Annotated in this window: 25 protein-coding genes; 13 read left to right on the top strand and 12 right to left on the bottom strand. The window is 50.5% G+C overall.

The features are described from left to right. Positions 1-164 precede the first annotated feature (164 nt). Both ACR9FF_RS12690 and ACR9FF_RS12685 read left to right on the top strand, forming a co-directional pair. Entirely contained in the window at positions 165-596 is a 432-nt protein-coding gene (locus ACR9FF_RS12690; RefSeq protein ID WP_435171445.1) for a VOC family protein, read from the top strand. A 27-nt stretch (positions 597-623) separates the two neighbouring features. Next, the gene (locus ACR9FF_RS12685) at positions 624-1,127 is read left to right on the top strand and encodes a GNAT family N-acetyltransferase (RefSeq protein ID WP_435171443.1); all 504 of its coding nucleotides are present in this window, start codon (positions 624-626) and stop codon (positions 1,125-1,127) included. 12 nt (positions 1,128-1,139) lie between these two features. Here the strand turns inward: ACR9FF_RS12685 and ACR9FF_RS12680 are convergent, their stop codons facing one another. Then, a complete protein-coding gene (locus ACR9FF_RS12680) occupies positions 1,140-2,252 on the bottom strand; it encodes a DNA alkylation repair protein (protein WP_435171441.1) in 1,113 nt (370 codons plus the stop codon). Positions 2,253-2,348: 96 nt separating this feature from the next. Here ACR9FF_RS12680 and ACR9FF_RS12675 point away from each other — a divergent pair, with 96 nt between their 5' ends. Further along, the gene (locus ACR9FF_RS12675) at positions 2,349-2,879 is read left to right on the top strand and encodes a GNAT family N-acetyltransferase (protein WP_435171439.1); all 531 of its coding nucleotides are present in this window, start codon (positions 2,349-2,351) and stop codon (positions 2,877-2,879) included. Here the strand turns inward: ACR9FF_RS12675 and ACR9FF_RS12670 are convergent. The 3 genes from ACR9FF_RS12670 to ACR9FF_RS12660 form a co-directional block, all read right to left on the bottom strand. Continuing rightward, positions 2,876-3,397, bottom strand: coding sequence for a GNAT family N-acetyltransferase (locus tag ACR9FF_RS12670; protein WP_435171437.1), 522 nt, complete (start codon positions 3,395-3,397; stop codon positions 2,876-2,878). The genes ACR9FF_RS12675 and ACR9FF_RS12670 overlap by 4 nt on opposite strands. 94 nt (positions 3,398-3,491) lie before the next feature. Beyond that, complete coding sequence (locus tag ACR9FF_RS12665; protein ID WP_127499194.1) at positions 3,492-3,914, bottom strand: VOC family protein; 423 nt, start codon at positions 3,912-3,914, stop codon at positions 3,492-3,494. Positions 3,915-4,003: 89 nt separating this feature from the next. Next, complete coding sequence (locus tag ACR9FF_RS12660) at positions 4,004-5,959, bottom strand: methyl-accepting chemotaxis protein (protein ID WP_435171434.1); 1,956 nt, start codon at positions 5,957-5,959, stop codon at positions 4,004-4,006. 343 nt (positions 5,960-6,302) lie between these two features. Between ACR9FF_RS12660 and greA the strand changes: the two genes are divergently transcribed. Next, a complete protein-coding gene (greA, locus tag ACR9FF_RS12655; protein WP_127499198.1) occupies positions 6,303-6,779 on the top strand; it encodes a transcription elongation factor GreA in 477 nt (158 codons plus the stop codon). Positions 6,780-6,815: 36 nt separating this feature from the next. Here greA and ACR9FF_RS12650 read toward each other — a convergent pair whose 3' ends face one another. Next, positions 6,816-7,706 carry a LysR family transcriptional regulator gene (locus ACR9FF_RS12650; protein WP_127499201.1) on the bottom strand — a complete coding sequence of 297 codons (891 nt, stop codon included), beginning with the start codon at positions 7,704-7,706 and terminating at the stop codon, positions 6,816-6,818. Positions 7,707-7,823: 117 nt separating this feature from the next. Here ACR9FF_RS12650 and ACR9FF_RS12645 point away from each other — a divergent pair, with 117 nt between their 5' ends. Further along, on the top strand, positions 7,824-8,921 hold the full coding sequence (locus ACR9FF_RS12645) for a branched-chain amino acid aminotransferase (RefSeq protein WP_201003419.1): 1,098 nt from the start codon (positions 7,824-7,826) through the stop codon (positions 8,919-8,921). Here the strand turns inward: ACR9FF_RS12645 and pdaA are convergent. Then, positions 8,918-9,712 (bottom strand): delta-lactam-biosynthetic de-N-acetylase, encoded by a 795-nt coding sequence (gene pdaA / locus ACR9FF_RS12640; protein ID WP_435171431.1) that lies wholly within the window; start codon positions 9,710-9,712, stop codon positions 8,918-8,920. The genes ACR9FF_RS12645 and pdaA overlap by 4 nt on opposite strands. A 137-nt stretch (positions 9,713-9,849) precedes the next feature. Here pdaA and ACR9FF_RS12635 point away from each other — a divergent pair, with 137 nt between their 5' ends. The 3 genes from ACR9FF_RS12635 to ACR9FF_RS12625 all read left to right on the top strand — a co-directional run bounded on the left by ACR9FF_RS12635 (position 9,850) and on the right by ACR9FF_RS12625 (position 12,857). Continuing rightward, the gene (locus ACR9FF_RS12635) at positions 9,850-10,302 is read left to right on the top strand and encodes a MarR family winged helix-turn-helix transcriptional regulator (protein ID WP_127499207.1); all 453 of its coding nucleotides are present in this window, start codon (positions 9,850-9,852) and stop codon (positions 10,300-10,302) included. A gap of 8 nt (positions 10,303-10,310) precedes the next feature. Next, the gene (locus ACR9FF_RS12630) at positions 10,311-11,546 is read left to right on the top strand and encodes an MFS transporter (RefSeq protein WP_435171429.1); all 1,236 of its coding nucleotides are present in this window, start codon (positions 10,311-10,313) and stop codon (positions 11,544-11,546) included. 207 nt (positions 11,547-11,753) lie between these two features. Further along, complete coding sequence (locus tag ACR9FF_RS12625; RefSeq protein WP_435171427.1) at positions 11,754-12,857, top strand: winged helix DNA-binding domain-containing protein; 1,104 nt, start codon at positions 11,754-11,756, stop codon at positions 12,855-12,857. Between the two features lie 60 nt (positions 12,858-12,917). Here the strand turns inward: ACR9FF_RS12625 and araA are convergent, their stop codons facing one another. Both araA and ACR9FF_RS12615 read right to left on the bottom strand, forming a co-directional pair. Beyond that, entirely contained in the window at positions 12,918-14,408 is a 1,491-nt protein-coding gene (gene araA, locus ACR9FF_RS12620; protein WP_435172094.1) for an L-arabinose isomerase, read from the bottom strand. Between the two features lie 149 nt (positions 14,409-14,557). Then, positions 14,558-14,746, bottom strand: coding sequence for a hypothetical protein (locus tag ACR9FF_RS12615; protein WP_015844100.1), 189 nt, complete (start codon positions 14,744-14,746; stop codon positions 14,558-14,560). Positions 14,747-14,886: 140 nt separating this feature from the next. Here ACR9FF_RS12615 and ACR9FF_RS12610 point away from each other — a divergent pair, with 140 nt between their 5' ends. After that, a complete protein-coding gene (locus tag ACR9FF_RS12610; RefSeq protein WP_127499213.1) occupies positions 14,887-15,213 on the top strand; it encodes a helix-turn-helix transcriptional regulator in 327 nt (108 codons plus the stop codon). Positions 15,214-15,234: 21 nt separating this feature from the next. Here ACR9FF_RS12610 and ACR9FF_RS12605 read toward each other — a convergent pair whose 3' ends face one another. Then, on the bottom strand, positions 15,235-15,924 hold the full coding sequence (locus tag ACR9FF_RS12605; RefSeq protein ID WP_435171424.1) for a phosphatase PAP2 family protein: 690 nt from the start codon (positions 15,922-15,924) through the stop codon (positions 15,235-15,237). A 97-nt stretch (positions 15,925-16,021) separates the two neighbouring features. On the opposite strand from ACR9FF_RS12605, the gene ACR9FF_RS12600 reads away from it, so the two are divergent. From ACR9FF_RS12600 to ACR9FF_RS12590, 3 genes are read left to right on the top strand one after another with little or no spacing between them, the layout of a single operon-like run. Next, positions 16,022-16,888 carry a class I SAM-dependent methyltransferase gene (locus ACR9FF_RS12600; protein ID WP_127498996.1) on the top strand — a complete coding sequence of 289 codons (867 nt, stop codon included), beginning with the start codon at positions 16,022-16,024 and terminating at the stop codon, positions 16,886-16,888. Continuing rightward, positions 16,888-17,616: an RluA family pseudouridine synthase gene (locus ACR9FF_RS12595; RefSeq protein WP_435171421.1), complete on the top strand. Its 729-nt coding sequence runs from the start codon at positions 16,888-16,890 to the stop codon at positions 17,614-17,616. Before ACR9FF_RS12600 ends, ACR9FF_RS12595 begins: the two co-directional genes overlap by 1 nt. Positions 17,617-17,633: 17 nt before the next feature. After that, positions 17,634-18,926, top strand: a complete 1,293-nt coding sequence (locus ACR9FF_RS12590; RefSeq protein ID WP_435171419.1) for a CapA family protein — start codon at positions 17,634-17,636, stop codon at positions 18,924-18,926. Positions 18,927-18,932: 6 nt separating this feature from the next. Here the strand turns inward: ACR9FF_RS12590 and ACR9FF_RS12585 are convergent, their stop codons facing one another. After that, positions 18,933-19,337 carry a MarR family transcriptional regulator gene (locus tag ACR9FF_RS12585; protein ID WP_127499002.1) on the bottom strand — a complete coding sequence of 135 codons (405 nt, stop codon included), beginning with the start codon at positions 19,335-19,337 and terminating at the stop codon, positions 18,933-18,935. Between the two features lie 195 nt (positions 19,338-19,532). On the opposite strand from ACR9FF_RS12585, the gene ACR9FF_RS12580 reads away from it, so the two are divergent. Beyond that, positions 19,533-19,700, top strand: a complete 168-nt coding sequence (locus ACR9FF_RS12580; RefSeq protein WP_164775626.1) for a hypothetical protein — start codon at positions 19,533-19,535, stop codon at positions 19,698-19,700. Here the strand turns inward: ACR9FF_RS12580 and gyrA are convergent. Both gyrA and parE read right to left on the bottom strand, forming a co-directional pair. Next, a complete protein-coding gene (gyrA, locus tag ACR9FF_RS12575) occupies positions 19,691-22,144 on the bottom strand; it encodes a DNA gyrase subunit A (RefSeq protein ID WP_435171417.1) in 2,454 nt (817 codons plus the stop codon). The genes ACR9FF_RS12580 and gyrA overlap by 10 nt on opposite strands. 11 nt (positions 22,145-22,155) lie before the next feature. Further along, entirely contained in the window at positions 22,156-24,126 is a 1,971-nt protein-coding gene (gene parE, locus ACR9FF_RS12570) for a DNA topoisomerase IV subunit B (RefSeq protein WP_127499006.1), read from the bottom strand. Between the last annotated feature and the right edge of the window lie 55 nt (positions 24,127-24,181).

Genomic DNA, 24,181 nt, shown 5'->3' with positions numbered 1-24,181 from the left:
GGCTCAACGTACAATTACAACCGCTGCTGCAATCTATATATTTACGTGCAAAAGGTTTTTAACATAACTAGCTGTTCGCATTTCTCTATTGCCTCTCCAAATTCCAAAACGGTATAATTGGTTCCATATTCCAATATTTCATATTTTTTAGGAGGACAACCGATATGATCCCTCAGCGTGTCAGCTTGATCACGATTGGTGCTTACGATCTACCTGTGCTTCGTGCTTTCTACCAGAAGCTTGGCTGGGAGGAAACCGCCCACAGTTCGGATAACTATGCTGCATTTACAACCGCAGGCGTCATTTTGACCCTATTCCCGATTGAAGAACTCGCCAAGGATGCCGGAATAACCTTTACCCAAGACAGAAATAGCTACCGTGCGGTTTCATTTGCCATTAACTTGGACGAGCCTTCGCAAGTAGACTCGGTCATTGAACAAATCCGAGAGATTGGCGGTACGATATTAAGAGAGCCTAGCGATGCGTTCTGGGGAGGCCGTACGGCGTATTTCGCCGATCCGGAGAACAACCTGTGGGAAGTGGCCTGGAATCCCTCTGCCGTATTCGACGAACGGGGCGCAATGATCTCGTACTAACTTCACAGGGGAAGAGGTAATCCATTCGTGGAAATCCGAAGCATTCGCGAGTCTGAGATTGACCTGTTTATTCAGGTTTTAATGGAAGGCGCAAGTTGGATAGCCGCTAACAAAAAACGGATGTGGGATGAAGCCGATCTTCAAGCGCACAGCTTGATGGAAGGACTTACGATAAACAATTTTTTTGCGGCCTTTATGGACGGTGAGATTGCAGGGGTTATGATTTTGCAGGATGAGGACCGCTTTTTCTGGCCGGAAGACCCGGAGGGCGAGGCTTTATACCTCCACAAGCTGTGTATTAGGCGAAAATATGCGAAGACCGGATTATCTGACAGAATGATCGGGTATGCGAAAAATCTTGCCGGAACCTCCCAAAAAAGATTTCTGAAGCTGGACTGTGCCGCCGACCGTGCTGCTCTGCGGCAGTTTTACGAACAGCATGGATTTGCGTTAGTGAATGAGAGACTTGCCATGGAGACGTACCCGGCTGCCTTTTACCAATTCGAAATAAAGAGCTATGCCAAGGCATAGCTCTTCTTCTCTCTATTCAGCTTGCGGTCGCAGATCAATTACCGTGGAAGCCGTTTCAATACCATTTACCATCAGCACGATACGGTGCTCTCCCACGTAATGCCGCCGGGTAGATAAATCCGCGAACCGGTGAACCCTGCTGCCAGAAAGCTTTGAACCGCCCGGAACCGTCTTGTCTGATAAGAGGAACAACTTGCGTGAAGTTTTACCGCCCGATTTCACGAAATCTATTCCGTATTCAATCCTAAGATGCATCGGCTCTCCCTCTTGGATTTGCAAGGCATATTCCAGTCTGCAGCTGTCCCCGATTGCCAGAATGGAAGGCCGGGCCTGCAGATCTGCGGACGTAACAATGGGGGTCGAATCATCGGACATTGCATAACCGAAAATGGCCAGAGCCTCCGGATGTGCTTGGCGAACCAGATTCCGGCAAGCATGACGGATGATCCAATCCGTGTAAGGATCCTGCCCCTGCCAGCGCCGGGCTATGCCCAGTACAACATCCGGATGATCCTTCGCGATATCGTTCAGATTGTTGGCAACGCTCTTGCGCACGTAAAGTGAAGGATCCGCCTTCAACAATTCCAGTACCGGAAGCAGCGGCGAAGGGTCTTTCTTAAAGACGGGAAGAGCTTGGCCCCATGGAAGACGAGGCCTGCAGCCTTCGCTTGCCAGTCTTCGCACATGTTCATTCGGGTCGCTTGCCCATGTCAGCATTTGCTTCATCATACGCTCGGGATCACGCAGCAAAAACACGCGGACGGCGAATTCCGCCGAAGATTTCGGAGTAAATCTCTCCAGGGCTTGCATGGACAGCTCCCAATGCTCCTCGGCTCCGCCGTACACCTCAACGAAATCCGGGAAGAACAGATACGGGAATCCGCTGCACTCCTCGCAGATCGCATACAAGACTGCAAGCGCGTCGCCGTAATTTGCCGGCAAATGCCTGCCCAGTACCGTTGAGATTTGCCTGATCCTCCCTTTCAACGCCAGCTCGTTCCACTCTTCATTCATAACTTCAGTCACAAAAGCCTCTTTCGCAAACGATGGATAAGCGGCCAGCACTTTATCCGCGAATTGCCGCAGGAAAGCTTCGTCGTACATATCTTTTAACGGCTCAGCCAATGGAGTACCTCTCTTCGATAATCTCTTTGTCGTAGTCATAAGCCCATTATAGAACATTTGTTCTTGTTTTGCAAAGTAGCGTGAAGGAGGAACCGCATGTTCCCTGTTCTAGAGACTGACCGATTGCTATTAAGAGAGATCACGTGCGAGGATCGATCGGACATCTTTGCTTGCTTTTCGAACAAACAGGTTACCATGTATTACGGACAAGAAGCGTTGGAGCACATGGACCAAGCACAGGCACTTATTGATTTTTTCTCAAGAAGCTATGCGGAAAAGCGCGGCATTCGCTGGGGAATAGAACGTAAGGAAGCAAAGAATCTTATCGGAACCGTCGGCTTTAATCAGTGGTCTCCCAAGCATAGAAGAGCCGAGGTTGGATATGAGCTTCTTCCCGAATCCTGGAGGAATGGATACGCTTCGGAAGCGATTTCCGCAGTTCTGCAGTTCGGATTTCAAGAACTTAAGCTCAATCGCATTGGTGCCGTAGTGTTTAAGGAAAACGTAGCCTCGAATCATCTGCTGACAAAGCTGGGGTTTCAACAAGAAGGCATTCTAAGGGACTATATGGTTCAAGACGGGAAGGCGTATGATACTTACATCTACTCTCTGCTAAACCGTATTTAAAATTTGCGATACCAAAATATAGCCTTCTCCCGTGCCGTGGAAAATTTGGAGTAGAGCATCGTATCCACTCCGCCGATTATAAACTGATTCCTGGCATAGAAACGGCATGCAGATAAATTGACGTCTTGCGTCTCGAGCATAAGACCAATCTGATGATTTTGCCTTGCCCACTCGACCGCTTTTTCTAGCAATCGGGTTCCGATGCCTTGCTGACGACTGCTGGCGGATACCCCGATATCTTCTACAAGCGCAAAGCCGTTCCAATTGGAACGGAGTTTAATCCGGCCAATGCATTTATCGTCCGCGTAGTAGAAAAAAACAGCCTTTTCGGCATCCTCCATATACGAGTCGTCAATATCATCGTTATCATATTTCTTCAAGTACGGTTCAGAAAAGCTCTCTTCCATATAGGTCCAATGATCGTTTTCAAACTTGGGGATTATACGTCCGGTTACAAGGAAGCTTTCGTTGGACTTGTTATAATCATCTTTATTGGAATGCGTCATCTTCTTAATCATGCCTTATGCGATACTCCTTTCAGGTATAAAAAAAGAACCAGTACCTGCCCAAACAGACTACTGGTTCCTTCTATTTTTGTTAGATAACTATTAGTTAGTATTCGCCAATTCCGAGATTGAACTGCCAATGAATACCGAATTTATCGGTAACCTGACCGTACAGCTTGCTCCAGAACGTCTCCTGCAGCTCCATCGCGATGTTGCCGCCAACCTTCAGACGATCGAAGGCCGAACGGAGTTTGGCTTCGTCTTCCTCCACGAAGGCCAGCGAAATATTGTTGCCTACCGTAAACGGCATGCCCGGGAATACGTCGGAGAACATCACGTTGCTGCCGCCAATATTCAGGCGCGTGTGCATGATCAAGTTTTTCGCTTCTTCCGGCAAAGGATATTCCGGGTTGGGAGGAACTTCGCCAAACGTCATCAGTTTAGGCTTGTCCAGTCCAAATACTTCGGCATAAAACTCCGCCGCTTCACGGCAATTTCCGTCAAAGTTCAAATAAGCATCAACTGACATCTCAATCTCTCCTTGTATGACGATTATAAAATCGTTGGATGGCTACCCTTCCATACTGTACCATTTTCGATATAAATAATCAAAACCTGTTAATTCGTTTTGAATTTCGACAGCACTTCCTGCAAATGCTGTGCCATATGGCTCAAATCCTCGGCAGACGCCGAAATATCCTTCATGGATGACAGCTGCTTCGAGGCCCCCTGCGAAATATCTTGAGAATGGTTATGCGTGGTTTGCGTCATCGATACAATCTCGGTCATCGACGCCGTAACCTCTTCCGTCCCCGCGGACATTTGCTCCGATGCGGCAGACACCTCTTGGATTTGACTGGAGATCTCCTGGAACGTTGCGGTCATGCGGCCAAATACTTCGCCCGCTTCATTAATAAGCTTCGATCCAATCTCTACATCATTCACGCCTTGATTCATCGCATGTGCGGCGCGTATCGTTGTTCCTTGTACTTCCTGGATCAACGCCGTAATTTCGGACGCGGATTGCGCCGACTGCTCCGCCAGCTTTTTCACTTCATTGGCGACTACGGCAAAACCTCTGCCATGCTCCCCTGCCCGTGCAGCTTCAATGGATGCATTAAGCGATAACAGCTGCGTCTGATTCGTGATTTCCTGAATAACCGATACAATGCTGCCGATCTGGTTCGACTTAAGCTCCAGATCGCGGACTTCATCGGCCGACTTGATTGTGGATGCGTGAATAAGCTTCATCTGCTCAACGGCATGAGTGACGGCAACCTGGCCAAGCTGCACTTCTTCAAGCGAGGTCTGCGAAGCTTCCGCAACGACCGATGAGGATTCGGCAATCCGCTGCACGCCGGAAGCCATCTCTTCCATCGCAGTAGAGGTCTGCTCGGCAGAGATCATTTGATTCTCCCCGGCTGATGCCACATTATGTATCGCTTCTCCGATACGGCTCGAAATATCGACGGAATCAATGGATGAAGCAGTCAGCTCTTCGGAGGAAGCGGCCAGCTGCTCTGCCGCGAAGCTGACTTTGCTTATCGTATCGGAGAACGAATCAAGCATCTCGTTCATATTATCCGCAAGCTGGCCAAGCTCGTTTTTCGCCTTGACTTCCAGTCTTGGCCGCAGATCCCCGCTTGCGAGGGTTTTAATGACATTTGATATGTAGACAATCGGTTTCGCCATTTGATTGGCGGATATATAGGTAGCGATTAGAGCAAGAAGGGTTACCGCGAGAGCAACGCCGATCGTTTTCCAGAGCATGTTCGTAACGGGCTGCATCGCTTCTTGCTCCGAGATCGATAATTGAATGACATAGCCGTTCCGCGTCGCTTCGGCATAGCCGATCTTTTTCTCTCCGTTAAAGGTATAGGAGTAGTTCGTGTCCTTGCCCTGCTTAGCCATTTCGAAAGCCTTCACGGTTTCCGGCATATTCATGTCGTAAACGGTTTTCTTCATGACCAAGTCTGCTTTCGGATGACTGACAACAAGCCCGTTGCTGTCCAGCAGAATCGCGTAGCCGGTTTTTCCGACTTTCGTTTCGCTTACAATCGCCGCGGCTTTGTTAATTTCATAACCGAATGCATAGAAGCCGTAAGCTTTTCCATCCTGTTTGAGAGGTGCTGCGATTACGATAGATACCTTGGAAGGATCGAGTTTATTCACCAGCGGATCGCTGACCGTCAAATTGCCTTCCGACAAGGATTTGAAATACGGCCGTTCCGACAAATCAATCTTGTCGCCGGATTGCGTGGCAACAAAATTTTTGCCTGTCATGTCAAGCGAATAGCCCGGGGACATCAATTCCGGATTTTCTTTAATGAAATGCTCAATCAATTCCAGGTGCTTACCGGCATCCCGGCCATAGTATTGCCCAACTCCCGCCAGGGCGTTGATTTTGGATACCTTGGACTGCAGCTCTTCGTCGAGCCTTGCGGTAATGACATCGGCCTGCTGGGCAAGCTCCCTCTTGATCTGGCTCTTGAACAACGAGGAGTTCGCAAGAAATAAAGCTGTCGACATGGACGCTACAATCGCAATCGCGATAATCAGCGTCGTGATCAACATGCGGTGGGCAATTTTCCGCGTTTGAAATAACCTGGGTAGTTCGAACCTCTTCTTCAGCATTTCTCTCAATGACTCCCTCTCTGTAATGTCGGCGGCGGCATGTCAAAAAGACCTCTGTCTGGGGTGGTTGTTCATGTTGATCGAGGTCCGTTCGAAAAAAGATATACGCGATGCCAGCACGACATATCCTACACTATAAATTTGAGTTTTCGATTTCGTTTTAGTTAGAAATATGTTAGTTTTATATTCCTGCTGGGAGCTTTGCCCAAGTTTCTTTTCCCTAACGGATAGTGTAAGATGTAGGAAACGAATCAACGAAAATCAATGGCAGGAGTTGTCGAGCTTGGCACAAAACGAAATCATTTTAACCCCTGAAGGACTAAAAAAATTAGAGGATGAGCTGGAAGAGCTGAAGACGGTCAAACGCTCCGAGCTGGCGCATCGTCTGAAAGTAGCCATCAGCTATGGAGACCTGAAGGAAAACAGCGAATACCATTCGGCGAAAGACGACCAAGCCTTCATGGAAACCCGCATTGCGCAGCTGGAGAAAATGCTCAAGACGGCCCGGGTATCCAATTCGAAAGATACAACGAAAGTTGGCGTAGGCTCCATTGTGGTTCTGAACGACATTGAAGTCGCGGAAAAAATCGAATACCGCCTCGTAGGACCTGCGGAAGCCGACGTATTCGAGAACAAGATCTCATACGAGAGCCCGATGGGCCAGGCGCTTATGGGCAAATCCGTTGGGGACGTCATCAGCGTGGATGCGCCAATCGGCGTCATCAAATATGAACTTCTCGAGATCAAAGTGAACGGATAAAGAATAGGATGCAGCATACGATGCTGCATCCTTTTTTTATTCTTCGAACAAACGGATAAAGTTCCGGGCACTCTTCGACAGGTACCGGTCCTTCAGCCAGATAATGCCGACCTCCGATTGAAAATCGGCATCCGAGATGGTAAGCATTTTAATGGTAGGAAGCGGAAACGAGGCCATAACCGATTTGGGAAATACCGTCGCGCCGATACCGGCCGCCACAAGGGCTACAATGATCGCAACGCTTGAGCATTCGCAGATGACCTTTGGTTCGAAGCCATGAGCCCTCGCTTCAATCATTACGCGATGATGCATCCCGATGGTTTTGTCCGTCTTGAGGGTCAGAAACGGCATATCCGCAAGCTCGCTCATCAGCATCGTATTTTTATCCGGGGCACTCACCCAGCTGGCAGGAAGAACGGCTACGTACGGATCGGAAGGAAGCGGAAGCACCGAATAGGGCTGCGTATGCAGCGTCGATTCAAAGGGAAGCCTCGCCACAATCAGCTCGATATCCCGCTTCTCCAGCAGATTGCCGAGAATGAAGTGATCGCCTTCCCAGATTTTGAACGTTACATTCGGATACAGTCTGCGGAATTGCTCGATGGGCGGCGGCAACAGCGAAATGCAGGACACAACCGAACCGATAGCCAGCATGCCGTGCAAGCCCGCGTCGAGCTCCTTAACCTCATGCATGGTTTCGTTAAATTCCTGCAGCAGCTTCTCTGCTTTATCCCGCAGAAGCTCGCCAGCATGCGTCAGACTTAGCCCCTTCCCGCTCCGGTCAAACAAAGTTACGCCTAATTCATCCTCCATCAGCTTCAGTTGACGGCTTAGCGGCGGCTGCTCCATATTAAGCGCTTTCGCTGCCCGGGTAATTTGTCCTTCCTTGGCGATCGCCAAAAAGTACCTTAACTGTCGAATATCCATAACCAGCCCCCAATATACCTTTTCGGTATGCGTTCGCGATAAAACAGATACTTTAAATATATCGGCTGGCATGGTACGATTCAACTATAAACGAGCAACAAGGAGAGATCAAAGACGATGAACAAGGCCATTACCATAGAACTTTCTACTAACAAAAAGCAAAAACCTAAAGCATCCGAGCTTGGATTCGGCAAGTACTACACGGACCATATGTTCATTTTGGACTATGATGCAGCCAAGGGCGGCTGGTACAACCCGCGTATCGTCCCTTATCAGCCGATTTCGCTCGATCCGGCGGCAAAAGTGTTCCATTATGGCCAAACGATCTTTGAAGGCCTTAAAGCTTACCTGACCGGCGATGGCAAAATCCGTATGTTCCGTCCGGAGCAGAACATGGCGCGCCTCAACCGTTCCAACGCGCGTCTCAGCATCCCTGCCGTTGACGAGGAACTGGCGCTTGAAGCACTAAAGCAGCTTATCTTGACAGACCGTGACTGGATCCCTTCCGACGCGGAAACTTCCCTGTACGTACGTCCATTCGTTATCGCAACAGAAGCCCAGCTTGGCGTTAACGCATCGACGCAATACATGTTCATGATCATCATGTCCCCGGTAGGCTCTTACTACGCGGAAGGCATTCATCCGGTTAAAATCCACGTGGAATCCCAATACGTTCGCGCGGTACGCGGCGGCGTGGGCAACGCGAAGACTGCCGGCAACTACGCGGCAAGCTTGAAAGCGCAAGAAGAAGCGTATGCGCAAGGCGCATCCCAGGTTCTGTGGCTGGACGGCGTTCACCGCAAATATATCGAGGAAGTCGGCAGCATGAACGTCTTCTTCAACATTGACGGTACGGTTGTAACCCCTGCCCTGAATGGAAGTATCCTGGACGGTATTACGCGCGACTCGATCATCCGTCTGCTCAAGCATATGAACGTGCCGGTAGAAGAAAGACAGCTGTCGATTGACGAAGTGATTACGGCTCATCAGGAAGGCCGTCTTGTTGAAGCGTTTGGTACGGGTACTGCCGCTGTTATTTCTCCAATCGGAGAATTGTCTTGGGAAGGTACGCGTTACGTCATTAACGGAGGAAATACCGGCGAGCTGTCGCAAAAGCTGTACGACACGCTGACCGGTATTCAAAAGGGTACGGTTGAAGATCCGTTCGGCTGGTCTATCGTTCTTGAACCTTCCGAGCATCTTATTTCGAATTAATTGCCATACGTCTTGACAGTCATTTGATCGAGACTTTTAAATTCATAGCCTTGCTTGCGGGCTTCGTCAATAATTGAGCCGAGCGCGGCGGCATTGTCTTTGGATACGGTATGAAGCAGGATTACCGCTCCGGGATGAAGCTGCGCGACGACTTGATTAAAGGCGAAGCCCGCTCCTTTTTGCTGATTGACGTCCCAATCCTTATAAGCGACGGACCAGAATACGTTCGTATATCCGGACTCCTTGCTTACCGCAAGCACATTATCGCTGAAGATTCCTCTTGGCGGCCGCAGGTAGGTCATGGCTTGCTGACCGGTCAGCGATTGGACCTGCTCCCTTACCTTTTCGAGCTCCGTACGGATCTGGTTCGACGAGATTTGCGTCATATCCGGATGCGTCCAGGAATGATTGCCAACCAGATGTCCCTCATTGACCATTCGCTTTACCAGCTCCGGCTGGTCCTTCACGTAATGCCCCGTCACGAAAAAGATCGCGGGCACTTGCTTCTCCTTAAGCACGTCCAACACCTTCGGAGTATACCCGTTCTCATACCCGTTATCGAAGGTCATGTACAGCTCCTTCTTGGTTGTGTCCCCGAGAAAAATCGCCCCATGCTTCATGACAATATCCTTGAAGCCCTCTTCATTAATGGACGGCAGCTGTCCACCTACGCTTTTCTTGAATCCGAAATGAAACGGCCCCTGCTGTGCTTCAGCCGGATGCTGCGCAACCAGCAAGGACAAAACGGCTGCGATCCATAAGGTATGGACCCATGCTGATGTTTTTCTCATTCCTCTTTCTGCTCCTCTATGTGTAGTCCGTTTATTTTTCCCGCATTCTCCGTTTCCAATCCACTATTTTCGAATTGACAAAATTAGTTGTCAGGCATATAGTTGTTATAACAACTAATTTTGGAGCGTGATTCGCTATGCATCAGAAAGGATTGGATCATTCGATTGGCTTCCTGCTCGGAGCAACCTACCGGAAGCTGACGAATTTCTTTAGCTCCCGCATTAAGGAATTTGGCTTGACGCCCGAACAATGGGCCGTTCTCTACCGTGTCCGCGAGGAAGACGGCTTAATACAGAAGGAAATTGCCGACCGTGCGGGCAAAGATAAGCCTACAACAACCCGAATCCTCGATTCCCTGGAGGCAAAAGGCTTTGTTACGAAGCGTGCCAGCGAGCATGACCGGCGTTCCTTCCAGGTTTTTATCACCGAGCAAGGACGAGCGACGGCGGATGCCATCGAACCGATTGAATACAGCACGATGGTGGAAATCGCACAAGTCTTGTCTACGGACGAATACGAGCAAATGACAAGCCTTCTGAAAAAGTTAAATGAACATGCAAAAGGCTTAATCGATCAAGAAAAGGAGTAATGAGCAACATGAATATACAACCAGACAAACTATGGAGCCGGTCATTCGTAACCTTAACGGTCAGCTATTTACTGCTGTTCTTGAGCCTGCAAATGCTGCTGTCTCCATTCCCTACTTACGCGAAAGAGCAATTTCATCCGAATAACTTCGCGCTTAGTCTTGTAACAAGCCTATTCGCCTTAGCCGCAATCGTTACGCGGTTTGCCACCGCTGCCTTGCTTCGCAAGGTTCACCGCAACGTTATTTTGTTCGTGGGTCTTGTATTGGCAGCAATAGCAACTGTCCTCTACCCGTTCGCGGGCTCCATGACATCGCTTCTTATTCTTCGCGCGTTGTTTGGTATCGGCTTCGGGATGACGAGTACCATTATCCCTACCCTGGTGTCGCAGATTATCCCGAAGAAAAGAACCGGAGAAGGCATCGGTTACTTCGGTTTATCGACCAGTATCGCTATGTCCCTTGGTCCTATGATTGGTCTTTCCGTCATTAAGCAATTTGGATTTACGACCCTCGCGATGATCGGTACGATTGCCCTCGTTCTTATTATTCCGTTGCTACTTGTTATGCGCAGCATTCCAAAGCAGCCTGCCAAACCAGCTCCATCGGCAAACAAGACCGGAGTAGGAGAATCGGCTTCCGAATCTTCAACCGGCCGTATGATGGTGCCCGCTATTCTTAATGTGTTAATGTCCGTTACTTACGGCGGTATCCTTGGGTTTATTGCGCTCTATGGCGCTCAAAAACATATTGAACAGATTGGCCTGTTCTTCTTATTTATTGTATTTACCGTCTTTATTATCCGTCCGATTTCCGGCAAGCTGTTTGACCGCCGCGGACCGATGCCCATCGTTATCCCGGGTGCGCTTGTTGTCATTGCCAGCTTAATCATCTTGTCCTATGCAGACTCCCTTCCGCTCATTATCGTATCCGCATTGCTGTACGGGTTTGGTTTTGGCGCCATCCAGCCGACAACGCAAGCATGGATGCTGCGCGAGGCAGCTCCTCATCAAGTCAGCTTCGCGAACAGCTTGTATTACAATACGATTGATTTTGGGGTAGCCGTAGGCTCCATGCTGCTCGGTATCGTCGCTTCGGCTTCCAGCTATTCAATCATGTACCGCTGGGCAGCGGTAGCCATGGTCATCTTTATGCTTGTTTACCTGGTCAGCTTGGCCATTGAAAGAAAGAACCGAGCTGCCGCACCTGCAACCGCTCGCGAGAAAACTGCAGTAACTTCGAGATAACAATAAAAAGCCGGCAAAGAAGTCCGGGGTCGCCAATAATTGGTTGATGCCCCACTTCTGTTGCCGGCTTTTTTTATAGGTATGGATAAAACCCCACCTGCTCTTTTATCGCTTGCCAGACTTGTAACTTTCGCCGAATAGAGCTACTCTAATTGGAAATAGATTCTAAATTGGAAAGCAATTCTGAATAAAAAGGCGCTGGTAACCATGACTAGTAAAGGCATGCCCATAAGCTCATTGGAGCTAAACCGGGCTATCCTTGCAAGGCAAATGCTGCTCGCACGTTCGAATACGCCTGTTCACCATGCATTAGAATGGTTTATCGGTTTGCAGGCCCAAGCTCCCCAAGCACCTTACTACTCGCTTTGGACAAGGCTTGAGGGATTTGTCCCAGACGATCTATCCACGCTTATCTCGAATCGGTTGGCAGTAAGGATCGCTTTGATGCGCTCCACGCTTCATTTGGTATCGGCAAATGACTGCCTGCTTCTCAGACCATGGGTCCAGCCGGCTCAAGAGCGCGCACTCAAGGGCAGCTTCGGCAAACGTCTTGCCGCAGTTGATTTGAACGTCCTTGCATCGGAAGGAAGAAAACTCGTAGAGGAGCAGCCCCTTACCTTCAGCGAGATTGGCAAGCTGCTAGCCCCGTATTGGCCGGATTCCGATCCGGAGGCACTTGCAGCAGCTGTACGTACCTATGTCCCTCTCGTTCAAGTTCCGCCACGCGGATTGTGGGGAGAAAGCGGTCAAGCCATTCATACTTCCGCTGAAGTTTGGATGGAGCAGCCTATGCTTGAGCAGCCGGACGTCGAGCAGCTTGTACTGCGATATCTGAGTGCTTACGGCCCTGCATCCGTTAAGGATATGCAAGCTTGGTCGGGGCTTACTCGACTTAAGGATTATTTCGAGAATCTTAGACCGGGCCTTGTTATTTTCCGAGATGAACTAGGAAATGAGTTATTTGATCTGCCCGATGCTCCTCGTCCGGATCCCGGCAACATGCCTCCGGTCCGCTTCCTCGGAGAATTTGATCCCATGCTGCTTGGTATCGCCGACCGATCGCGAGTAATGAATCTTAATTATGGCAAACGAATTTTCACCGCTAATGGCATCCTCCGCTCAACGATTCTTTTGAATGGTTACATCGAAGGATTATGGTCCATCGAACGCGACACCAAGAGGGCTGCACTCCTTATCGATCCATTCCGCCCTCTCACGAAAGAGGAACAGCTAGATCTCATTCAAGAGGGCAAAAAGCTGTTGGAGTTCGCTGTACCAGGTGTTACTCATGAAATCCGTTTTATAAAATAAATTAAAGGGCCATCCCATTGTCAATGACAAGTGGAATGGCCCTTTTGCCTGCCTTACGGATTAACGGCGGCCGAAGCTTTGTTCGTTCCAGCGCAGCTCTTGGCGGAACTGGCGGATTGTTGTGTTGTTGTCAATAACGACAACCTCGATGCCGAGCATATCTGCCCAGTCAACAAGCTGATCCGTCGTTACGACATACGACAGCGCCGTATGATGCGCGCCGCCTGCATAGATCCATGCTTCTGCCGAATCGCGAAGGGATGGACGCGGCTTCCACAATACGCGGGCAACAGGAAGCTTAGGCATTTCCTTCTCAACCTTCACCGCGTCAACTTCGTTGATGATCAAACGGAAACGGTTGCCTAGGTCGACCAGGGATGCGTTTACGGCTTCGCCTGCTTTACCGTCGAAGATGATACGCGCAGGATCGGCTTTGCCGCCGATTCCGAGCGGATGAACTTCAATGCGAGGCTTGCTCTCCGCAATTGTCGGACATACCTCAAGCATATGAGCGCCAAGAATCATCTCGTTGCCGTTTTCCAGATGGTAAGTATAATCCTCCATGAACGACGTGCCAACATTGCCGGCCATCAGCTTCATAATGCGGGTAAGCGCTGCAGTCTTCCAGTCGCCTTCGCCGCCGAAGCCATAGCCTTGCTCCATCAGGCGCTGAACAGCCAGACCCGGAAGCTGCTTCATGCCATGCAGGTCTTCGAAGGTTGTTGTGAATGCCGTATAACCGCCTGCTTGCAGGAAACGCTTCATGCCAAGCTCGATTTTTGCCTGCTCTTCGATAGCTGCCCAAGCTGCGGCATTGTCGCGGACGCTGCTTGCAATCTCGTAACGCTCTGTGTACTCGTTCAGCAGTGCTTGTACCTCTGCATCGCTCACTTCGTTCATGCTGGCAACCAGATCACCGATGCCGTAGCCGTCAATCTGCCAGCCAAGCTGGATTTGCGCTTCGACTTTATCGCCTTCGGTAACGGCTACTTGACGCATATTATCGCCGAATCTTGCGATCTTCAGGTTCTTGCTCTCCATGGACGCTGCTGCGGAGTTCATCCATGCGCCGATGCGGGATTGAACCTCGCCCTCCTGCCAATGTCCGGTAACCACTTTGCGGTCAAGGCCAAGACGGGCAAAAATATGACCGAATTCGCGGTCGCCGTGAGCCGACTGGTTCGTGTTCATAAAGTCCATGTCAATGGAATCCCAAGGAATATCGCGGTTATATTGCGTATGCAGATGAAGGAGCGGCTTGCGGAGCTCGGAAAGTCCTCTGATCCACATTTTCGCCGGCGAGAAGGTATGCATCCAGGCAACAACGCCCGCGCAATTTGGATCCGCTTTCGCTTCAATGCAAACTTTGTAAATTTCCTCCGGAGTTGTCACTACCGGTTTGTATACAATCTCAAATGGAAGGTTAGAAGATTCGTTTAATCCCGCAGTAATGCTTTGCGAATGCACGGCAACCTCTTCCAAAGTCTCTGGACCGTACAAATGCTGACTGCCTGTTACAAACCAAAATTGATAAGGTTTAATGGATAACACCATAATTCCTCCTAGCTGAGAATGAATTTGTACGTACATGATCTGAAAATAAAATAAAAATAGAGGATAAGTTGTACGTACAACTTATCCTCTATACTACTCCGAACATGGCCGGATTTCAATATGCATTTTGATAATTTTTTTGTGTTTTATAGCTTGTCCATACGGTAAGTGTATCCGCAAAACTTACATTTAAATAGTACTCCGTCTTCTCCGACGATATAAGTCATGCGGTCATCGTCTTCCAGCTCGATAAATTCTCTTCCTGTTTCATCGCGGTCTCCGGTTGCAAACAGCCCTGTTTTGTTGCCGCATTCGCATTCAAAGGTCAAAACCATAATTTCCAATCCCCTTTCCTATTTTTTTTTATTATATTAGTAACTTTCTCATATAAAGCTTGACAATGATACGATTCGTATCATAAATTACTATTAGTGAGTGTAACATATTGCTTGATTGATACCAATGTGAGGAGCGAATGACCTTGACGATGGGAGATCGCCTAAAGGAGCTGCGCCGAGAGCGAAGCTTATCGCAAGAAATAGTTGCACAATCCATCGGAATAACGCGATCCGCTTACAGCCACTACGAGATCAACAACCGGCAGCCCGTGTACGAGACTCTGATTAAGCTAGCGTCCTTTTTTGAAGTCACTACGGATTTTATTATCGATGGTGATACACGCGGTACAGAGCCTCAAGTAGCAGCAGATGCGGCTGAGATCATCCGTCTGCTCAATAACATGGACGAAGACAAACGCAAGGAATCCATCGACAAAATGCTGGATGCTATCCGGGAGTCTTAATTAGCCGCTGTCCAACTTTGACTAGCGGCTACTAAGCCTCTTCCCCCCGGCAAGAGCCATTACGAGGCATACGATTGCAAATCCGGCTGCATAACCGCCGATTATGTCAGTGGCGTAATGCACGCTGAAATATAAACGCGATGCTCCCATTAGTATGATCAACGCAATAGCGATCATAGCCGTCATCCACTTCACCGTACGGTTTATACCGCTATCCGCTAAAACCCAGGCCGCCGCCAGACTGTACATCACAATAGCCAGCATGGCATTGCCGCTCGGAAAGCTCGATCCGTCAGCTTCGATTCCCCAAGCCATTGCCGGTCTTGCCCGGTCAAAGCCGGACTTCACGAGCGTATTCACTACATAGGCCCCCGCTACCCCCGCAATGAGCAGAACCGCGCTCTTCCACCCCTGCTTCCAGGCAAACCATATCGCAAGCAAAAGCGTAATTGCGATAATGCCTACCGTTGACCCCAATGTTGTCATTGCCTTGAACACATCGGTTAAGGTACCGCTATGTATGCTTGCAAACCAATCCGCAACCGATTCATCCAGCTGCGAGACATTATGGCGCGAAGCCAGCATCGCATCTGTGATAAAGATAATCAAGCTTGCCGTTAAACCGATTAACCACCCTTGTTTTCGAATAATAAGTCCCTCCTGAAAAGAATTGTCACGCGCTTTTTGTGGCGATTCTTGCTTCGTAAGCATGAACCTAATTGCTTCATCTGGTGCGCTTCGTTATAATAGTCGAAGACTTTCATTATAATACAACGAAAATTATACACCAAGGAAGGATTACAATAACATGTACGTAGCAGATAAATGGGTTGATTACGAGGTCATTGATACTGGTGCGGGGGACAAGCTTGAACGCTGGGGCCAATATATTCTCCGCCGTCCGGATCCTCAGATCATTTGGCCAATCGCCGATGAATCCGGAGCCTGGAAAAAGGCAGACGGGCATTATCACCGCAGCTCCTCCGGAGGAGGACAATGGCAGTTCAAATCCAGCCTGCCCGAGCGCTGGACCATCGCTTACGGCGAGCTTAAGTTTCACATTAAGCCGACCAACTTCAAGCATACCGGCCTGTTCCCCGAACAAGCGGTGAACTGGAGCTGGATGATGGACAAAATCCGTTCCGCAGGCCGTCCAATCCGCGTGCTGAACCTGTTTGCCTACTCCGGCGGAGCTACGGTTGCTGCAGCGGCAGCCGGCGCGGAAGTCGTGCACGTGGACGCTTCCAAAGGCATGGTGCAATGGGCGAAAGAAAATGCGCAGCTATCCGGCCTTGAAAGCGCGCCAATCCGGTACATTACCGATGATGTCTTCAAATTCGTGCAGCGCGAGCAGCGCCGCGGCCGCCAATACGATGCGATCATCATGGATCCGCCTTCTTACGGACGCGGACCTAACGGCGAAACCTGGAAGCTGGAAGAGAACCTCTATCCGTTCCTAGAATTCTGTACGACTATCCTTTCGGATAACCCGTTGTTCCTGCTGATCAACTCCTATACGACCGGCCTGTCTCCGACCGTGCTCCATAATTTGCTGCATACGACGATGAAGGGCAAATTCGGCGGCATGATCAACTGCGGCGAAATCGGCTTGCCGATCACCCAATCGGGCCTGCATTTGCCTTGCGGCATTCTTGGACGCTGGGAGTCGGAATAATGGCTGCAGGGAACGAAGCAACTCAAATACCGGTATTGTATGAAGACAATCATATTATTGCCGTAGTCAAGCTCCCCGGAATCCCGTCCCAAGAGGACGAGACTGGGGACCCTGACATGCTGACGCTAATTAAACAGGATCTGAAAATCCGCCATAACAAGCCGGGGAATGTCTTCCTCGGCCTCGTTCACAGACTGGACCGGCCCGTTGGCGGAGCGATGCTGTTCGCAAAAACCTCCAAGGCGGCGTCCCGCTTGTCCGAAGCCGTCAGAAGCCGCACTTTCGGCAAAACCTATGTCTGCGTTGTTCACGGCAAACCGGCTAAGCAGCAGGACCGTCTTCGCCATTACATACGCAAAGACGCCAAACGCAATCAAGTAACCGTATTCAAAGAACCCGCAGACCAAGCGAAGGAAGCCATTCTGGAATACAAGGTATGCGCACAGGCTGGAGGTTACTCCCTGATCGCCGTAAAGCTGCATACCGGCAGACCGCATCAAATCCGGGCTCAAATGGCTTATATCGGCTGTCCGCTTGTCGCAGACCGCAAATACGGCGCTCCGGCCACGGCGTCCGTAACCGATATCGCCCTTTGGTCTACTTCGGTGGAAGCGCCTCATCCGGTTACGAAAGAGCTTCAATGCTTCCGGTCCGTTCCATACGGTTCTCCCGCATGGTCCTGGTGGACAAGCGATCAGCTCGAGGAAGCATCCAGCATCTACCTTTAAGGAGGGATTCGCCCTTCATGCGCAGAATGCGAAGCAAGAAGCGCCTGACCATTCATTTCTTTCTCCTGCTGCTTTCGGCAGCGGGTATCTTGATTATCGTTACCGCAACTCTCAAGCAGGACTCCGTCAAACCAACTGTCGTCTCAAACAGTCCTGAGCCTTCCGCAGAGCCTTCAGCCACTCCGGACCCTACGGTTGCACCAACCGCGACGCCGGAGCCGACGCCAACGCCGGTGCCAACGCCAGTGCCAACCCCGGAATACGAGGAAGCCGTATGGATGGCCGTAGGCGACATCATGATGCATAAGCCGGAGCTTCCCGGCGCGTATGACAGCAAAACGAAGAAATACAACTTCAATTATTTCTTCGACGAAGTCAAACCGATTCTTGAACAAGGCGACTGGGTAATGGCGAATCTGGAGACACCGGTTGCCGGCCCCGCATACGGCTATACGGGTTATCCAAGTTTTAATGCTCCGGTGGAGCTGCTGGACGCGCTGCAGTATGCCGGATTCAATATCCTGACCAATGCCAATAATCATTCGCTCGACAAAGGCGACAAAGCACTGATGCTCACCTTGCAGCATCTCAAGCAATATCCTTTTGTCATCAAAGGTACGGCGGAATCCCAGGAAGAAGCGGATACGCCTGTCATTGTCGAGCATAACGGCATCAAGATGGGGCTGCTCGCTTACACCTACGGAACTAACGGAATCCCGCTTCCGAAGGGCAAGCCGTACGCCGTCTCCTTAATCGATGAGCAGAAAATGATAAACGATATTCATCGCTTGAAAAAGCTTGGCGCGGATTTTGTAACGATAGCTTTGCACTTCGGCATCGAATATCAGACAACGCCTAACGATGAGCAGAAGCAGCTCGCCCGCAAGCTGGTTGCCGAAGGAGCGGATATCATTGCCGGCTCCCATCCCCATGTTATACAGCCGTACGAGGTACTTGATACGACCGACGCGAGCGGACATGAAAGACACGGACTTATTATTTATTCTATGGGCAATTTCATCTCCGCACAGCGCGGCGACACTAAGGATTATGGCGTAATCTATAAAGTAACCGTACGAAAAAATAAATCCGACGGCTCAATCGAGCTATCGGATATTGAAGCAACTCCTACATGGGTACACCGTTACTTATCGGGCAGCTATTATAAATACCGCATCCTGCCGGTCGAGCAGACGATTACAGCGGCCAGCGACAGCTTGCTTACGGAGAATGACTACAGCTCCATGAAGCAAACGCTTAAGGTTCTTCGCAATCGTCTGCGCGCTATGTTAAACACGGATTCACAGTAAAGCTAATCAAGCATTTGCAACCTTGCCCAGCAGATACACGAGAAGCTGCTGGTTATGGGAAGAAATACGGTCCAGCGAATCTCCAATAAGCTTGGAGCGGACTTCCGCTCCGCGCTGGGCCTCGCTTCTTCCTTTCTCCGATACGGAAACCCATACGATCCTGCGGTCTTGATTGTCTCTTGTACGTACAATTAACTCGTTGCGCTCCATCCTGTCGAGCAAAGTTGTAATGGCAGCAGGAGTTGTCGCAAGATACTGCAGCAGTTCAGAAGGCTTCATTGGCTCATGCCGCAGCAAAATATCAAGTACATTCAATTGACCTTCCGTCAGAGGCGCAAGTCCATCTTCCAAACTATCCTTCCAATCTCTTGTCATCTTCATCCACAGCCGAGTAAATTCTTCTGAAACCATATGAGCACCCGCTTCCTGTCCAATTTTCTCATTTATACCAATTATAACATTCGCTAATGTCGAATAAAAGGTTAACCCGATTAATAATTTGAGTCATTAATCGCGATAAAGTCGAACATTCTGACAACAGTAGACATACAATGGGCATAGGCATCTGACCAATTCGTCGAATCGATGCATGAAGGAGTGATCCCTATGGATGACCAAAAAGCAGAAATCATTCGCAAGATAAAAGCCTACGGCATCATAAAAGACCCACAATGGCTTGACCGCCCGGATGAGCTGGTGCCAATGTGGGTCATGTTTGATGCAATCATTCGGTTGATTGAACGGTTTGATCCGCCTAACCGGCCTTATGATTGAGGAGATATTTCAGGTCTGATAAAGATCGTCGCAATAACATCGTTTTTATCGAGCGGAAGCAGGATGCGTCCAATGGACTTCCGGTCTTCAATCGGCGCTTTTTCCGAAGACGCCGCAAGCTGGCCGCCTTGCGATGTAAGCGCTATAATGCCTAACTCTTCCTTGCAGTACAAAGCTGCGACGAGTGCGGAGCCGTTCGGCTTCACGCGCTTGCCTTCCTTGAATTCGAAGGTTTGAACGCCTTTGCCGCCTCTTCCTTGCAGCGGATAGTCAAGCAGCAGCGTGCGTTTCGCATAACCCAAATCCGTCACGACGAGCACTTCGCCTTCGTCATCCGCAACCCATTCCGCCGCAATCAGCTCATCCTCTTCTCTAAGCTGCATGCCGCGTACGCCTGCGGCGACGCGCCCCATTGCATTTACTTCCTGCTCGCTGAATCGAATGCTCATGCCAAGCTTGCTGACGAGCAGCAGCTGCTTCGTTCCGTCGCTTAGCATAACTCGGATAACCTCGTCTCCGTCCGCAACCTTGGCGGCTGCAATGGCGGTTGAACGGGTGGTCATGTATTCTTTAAGCTCCGTCCGTTTCACCTGGGCGCGTTTCGTAACAAATACAAGCGATGCTCCAGGCAGATTGAAATCTTTCACCGGAATAATGGCTATGATGGAATCGTCTTTCGGAATCGGTACGATATTGACGACCGCCGTCCCCGTATCCTTCCATTTGAACTCCGGAATTTGATGCACGGGAAGCATGTAGTACTGGCCTTTACGGGTGAATAGCAGCAGATTATCAATCGTATTTACTTCGTAAACGCTGCTGATGGCGTCGCCTTCCTTCACCCCTGCCGTCTGCAGATCGCCGCCCGACCGGGTGAACGACAGCATGCTTGTCCGCTTCATGTAGCCTTCTTCGCTAAGCGTAACAATTACGTCTTCGGATTGAACCATAACCTCCAGGTTCACCTTCAGCTCTTCCACTTCGCCGCGGATCGACGAGCGGCGGTCGATGCCGTATTTCTCGCGGATCTCCGTCAACTCATCCTTGATTACGCCAAGCAGCTTCTTCTCGCTCTCGAGGATCGAACGCAGGTAAGCGATCTTCTTCTGCGTTTCTTTCAATTCTTTCTCCAGCGACGTTATCTCCAGGTTCGTCAAACGATACAATTGGAGTGTCAGAATGGCATCCGCCTGCCGCTCGCTGAACCCGTATTTCGCTACGAGGTTGTTTTGCGCGTCAGCGCGGTTTTTGGAAGCTTTGATGGTCGCAATTACTTCGTCGAGGATATTCAGCGCCTTTACGAGGCCTTCCACGACATGCGCACGCTCTTCGGCTTTCTCAAGCTCGTATTTGGTGCGGTGAGTCACGACTTCCTTCTGATGCTCGATATAAGCGCTTAGAATCTGCTTGATGCCAAGCTGCTGCGGCGCTTTGTTCACAATCGCGACCATGTTGAAGTTGTAAGTGACTTGAAGATCGGTTTTCTTCAGCAAATAAGCCAAAATGCCGTTCGCATCCGCTTCCTTCTTCAGCTCAACAACGATTCGAAGACCGTTGCGCCCGCTCTCGTCGCGAACCTCGGAGATCCCCTCTACCTTCTTCTCGAGACGGATATTTTCCATCGCGCTGACAAGGCGTGATTTCACGACCTGGTACGGAATTTCCGTAATCGTAATCTGCTGGCGGCCGCCGCGTACATCCTCGATCTCGACTTTCGAGCGGATATAGATTCGGCCTTTGCCCGTCGTATAGGCTTCGCGGATTCCTTCCTCGCCCATAATAATGCCGCCGGTCGGGAAATCCGGACCCTTCACGATGCCCATCAGCTCTTCAACGGTAATCTCCGGACGAGCCATGACGGCAATGCAAGCATCGATGGTTTCTCGAAGGCTATGCGGCGGAATTTCCGTCGCAAAACCGGCCGAAATCCCGCTTGTGCCATTCACCAGCAGGTTCGGATAGCGGGACGGCAATACAACCGGCTCTTTCGTCGTATTATCGAAGTTATCCTTGAATTGGACGGTCCGTTTATCGATATCGCGCAAAATTTCCATGGCGATTGGCGACAAGCGCGCTTCGGTATAACGCATTGCCGCTGCCGGGTCGTCGTCCATCGAGCCCCAGTTGCCGTGTCCGTCGATCAGAACATGGCCCATCTTCCAAGGCTGCGCCATCCGCACCATGCCTTCATAGATCGAAGAGTCGCCGTGAGGGTGGTAATTACCCATAACATCCCCGACGGTTTTCGCCGATTTGCGGTATGGCTTGTCCGGGGTATTGTTCGAATCGTACATCGCATACAAAATGCGGCGCTGAACGGGCTTAAGCCCGTCCCTTACGTCAGGAATAGCGCGGTCCTGAATAATATATTTCGAATAACGGCCGAATCGGTCTCCAACGACCTCTTCCAAATACGCCGGTAAAAACTGTTCCAGCATGCCCATGCCGTTACCTCCTATTCTACGTATTCTGTGAAGTCCACGTTCTCGATAATCCAACGCTTGCGCGGGTCGACTTTATCGCCCATCAGCGCTGACACGCGGCGTTCTGCTTTGGCCGCATCCTCGATCTGCACCTGCAGCAGCGTCCGCGTCTCCGGATCCATCGTGGTCTCCCACAGCTGGTCAGGGTTCATCTCGCCAAGTCCTTTATAGCGCTGAAGCTCAAAGTTCTTGCCGAATTCCTTCAAATAGTTTTGCAGCTGCTCGTCCGTCCAGGCGTACCGAACGGTCTCCAGCTTGCCTGATTTGCGAGTAATTTTGTACAACGGCGGCTGAGCGATATAGACGCGCCCGGTGTCGATCAGCGGCTTCATGTACCGGTAGAAGAACGTCAGCAGCAGCACCTGAATATGCGCGCCGTCCGTATCCGCGTCGGTCATAATAATAATTTTGTTGTAATTGCATTCATCGGCGTCGAATTCCGGACCAACGCCCGCTCCAATCGCGCTTATAATCGCTTTGTATTCCTCGTTCTTCAGAATATCCAGCAATTTCGCTTTTTCCGGGTTCATCGGCTTGCCCTTCAGCGGCAGTATGGCCTGATGCTTCGAATCCCGGCCCTGCTTCGCCGAGCCGCCCGCCGAATCCCCTTCGACGATAAACAGCTCGTTGCGCGAGAAATCTTTCGACTGCGCCGGCGTCAGCTTGCCGTTCAGATTGGAGCTTTCGCTCTTCTTCTTGCCGCTGCGGATCTCTTCGCGCGCTTTGCGTGCCGCTTCTCTTGCCTTGGAGGCTTGTACCGCCTTCTTCAGCAGCATTTGCGCGACCTGCGGATTCTCTTCCAGGAACACCTGCATTTTGTCGGAGACTACGGCGTCTACCGCGCTGCGAGCCGACGCGCTGCCCAGCTGGTCCTTCGTCTGGCCGACGAATTCGACCTCGGACATCTTGATGTTAATGACCGACATCATGCCTTCGCGCAGGTCATTGCCTTCGAGATTCTTTTCCTTTTCCTTCAGGAGACCAGCCTTGCGGGCATATTCGTTCATAACCCGCGTATAAGCGGTTTTGAAACCGGTCTCATGCGTACCGCCGCCGCGTGTCGGGATCGAGTTCACGAAGGATGCGATCGTCTCGGTATATCCGTCGTTGTACTGAAGGGCAACCTCCACTTCAATCTCGTCTTTCTCTCCCGTGAAATGAACGACATCGTGCAGGACGGTCTTGTCGTCGTTCAAATATTGCACGAACTGGCGGGCGCCGCCTTCGTAGTGGAAAATATCCTCTTTGCCGCTGCGGTCGTCCTTGATCGTAACCTTAAGGCCCGAGTTCAGGAATGCAATCTCCTGCAGGCGCTCGGCCAGGGTATCGTAGTTCAGCGAGGTGCCGCCCTGGAAGACGCGGGCGTCCGGTTTGAACGTTACCTTGCTACCCGTCCGGTTCGTGTTCCCCGTAATCTCAAGCCCTGTTACCGGCTCGCCGACATGCTCCTTGCCTTTATCGTCTACCCAGTATTCGAAGCGCATCTTATGTATTTTCCCGTCACGGAAAATTTCCACTTCAAGCCACTCGGACAATGCGTTTGTTACCGAAGCGCCTACGCCGTGCAGACCGCCGGATTTCTTGTATCCTCCGCCGCCAAACTTGCCGCCCGCGTGCAGGATGGTGAATACGACCTGCGGCGTCGGAATTCCTGTCTTATGCATCCCTGTCGGAATGCCGCGCCCGTTATCCTGCACGGTAACCGCGCCATTCTTGTGCAGCGTGACGTCGATCGCCGTACAAAATTTCGCTAAATGCTCGTCCACGGCGTTATCGACGATTTCCCAGACCAGATGATGAAGGCCGGAGCTGCTCGTGCTGCCAATGTACATGCCCGGCCGCTTTCTGACAGCGGTCAAGCCTTCGAGCACTTGTATGTCATCGGCCTCGTAATTCCGTTCCGGGGCCGCTGTTTTTGCGAAAAGATCTACTTGCTCTGCCATGGGTATGCCTCCTAAATTTTGCGAAGCTTCACGTTTCCATATCTTCAAGCTATTT

The sequence above is a fragment of the Paenibacillus glycanilyticus genome, assembly GCF_051200795.1.
GTDB classification, from domain to species: domain Bacteria; phylum Bacillota; class Bacilli; order Paenibacillales; family Paenibacillaceae; genus Pristimantibacillus; species Pristimantibacillus glycanilyticus.
This window is presented reverse-complemented; position numbering and strand designations above follow the sequence as displayed.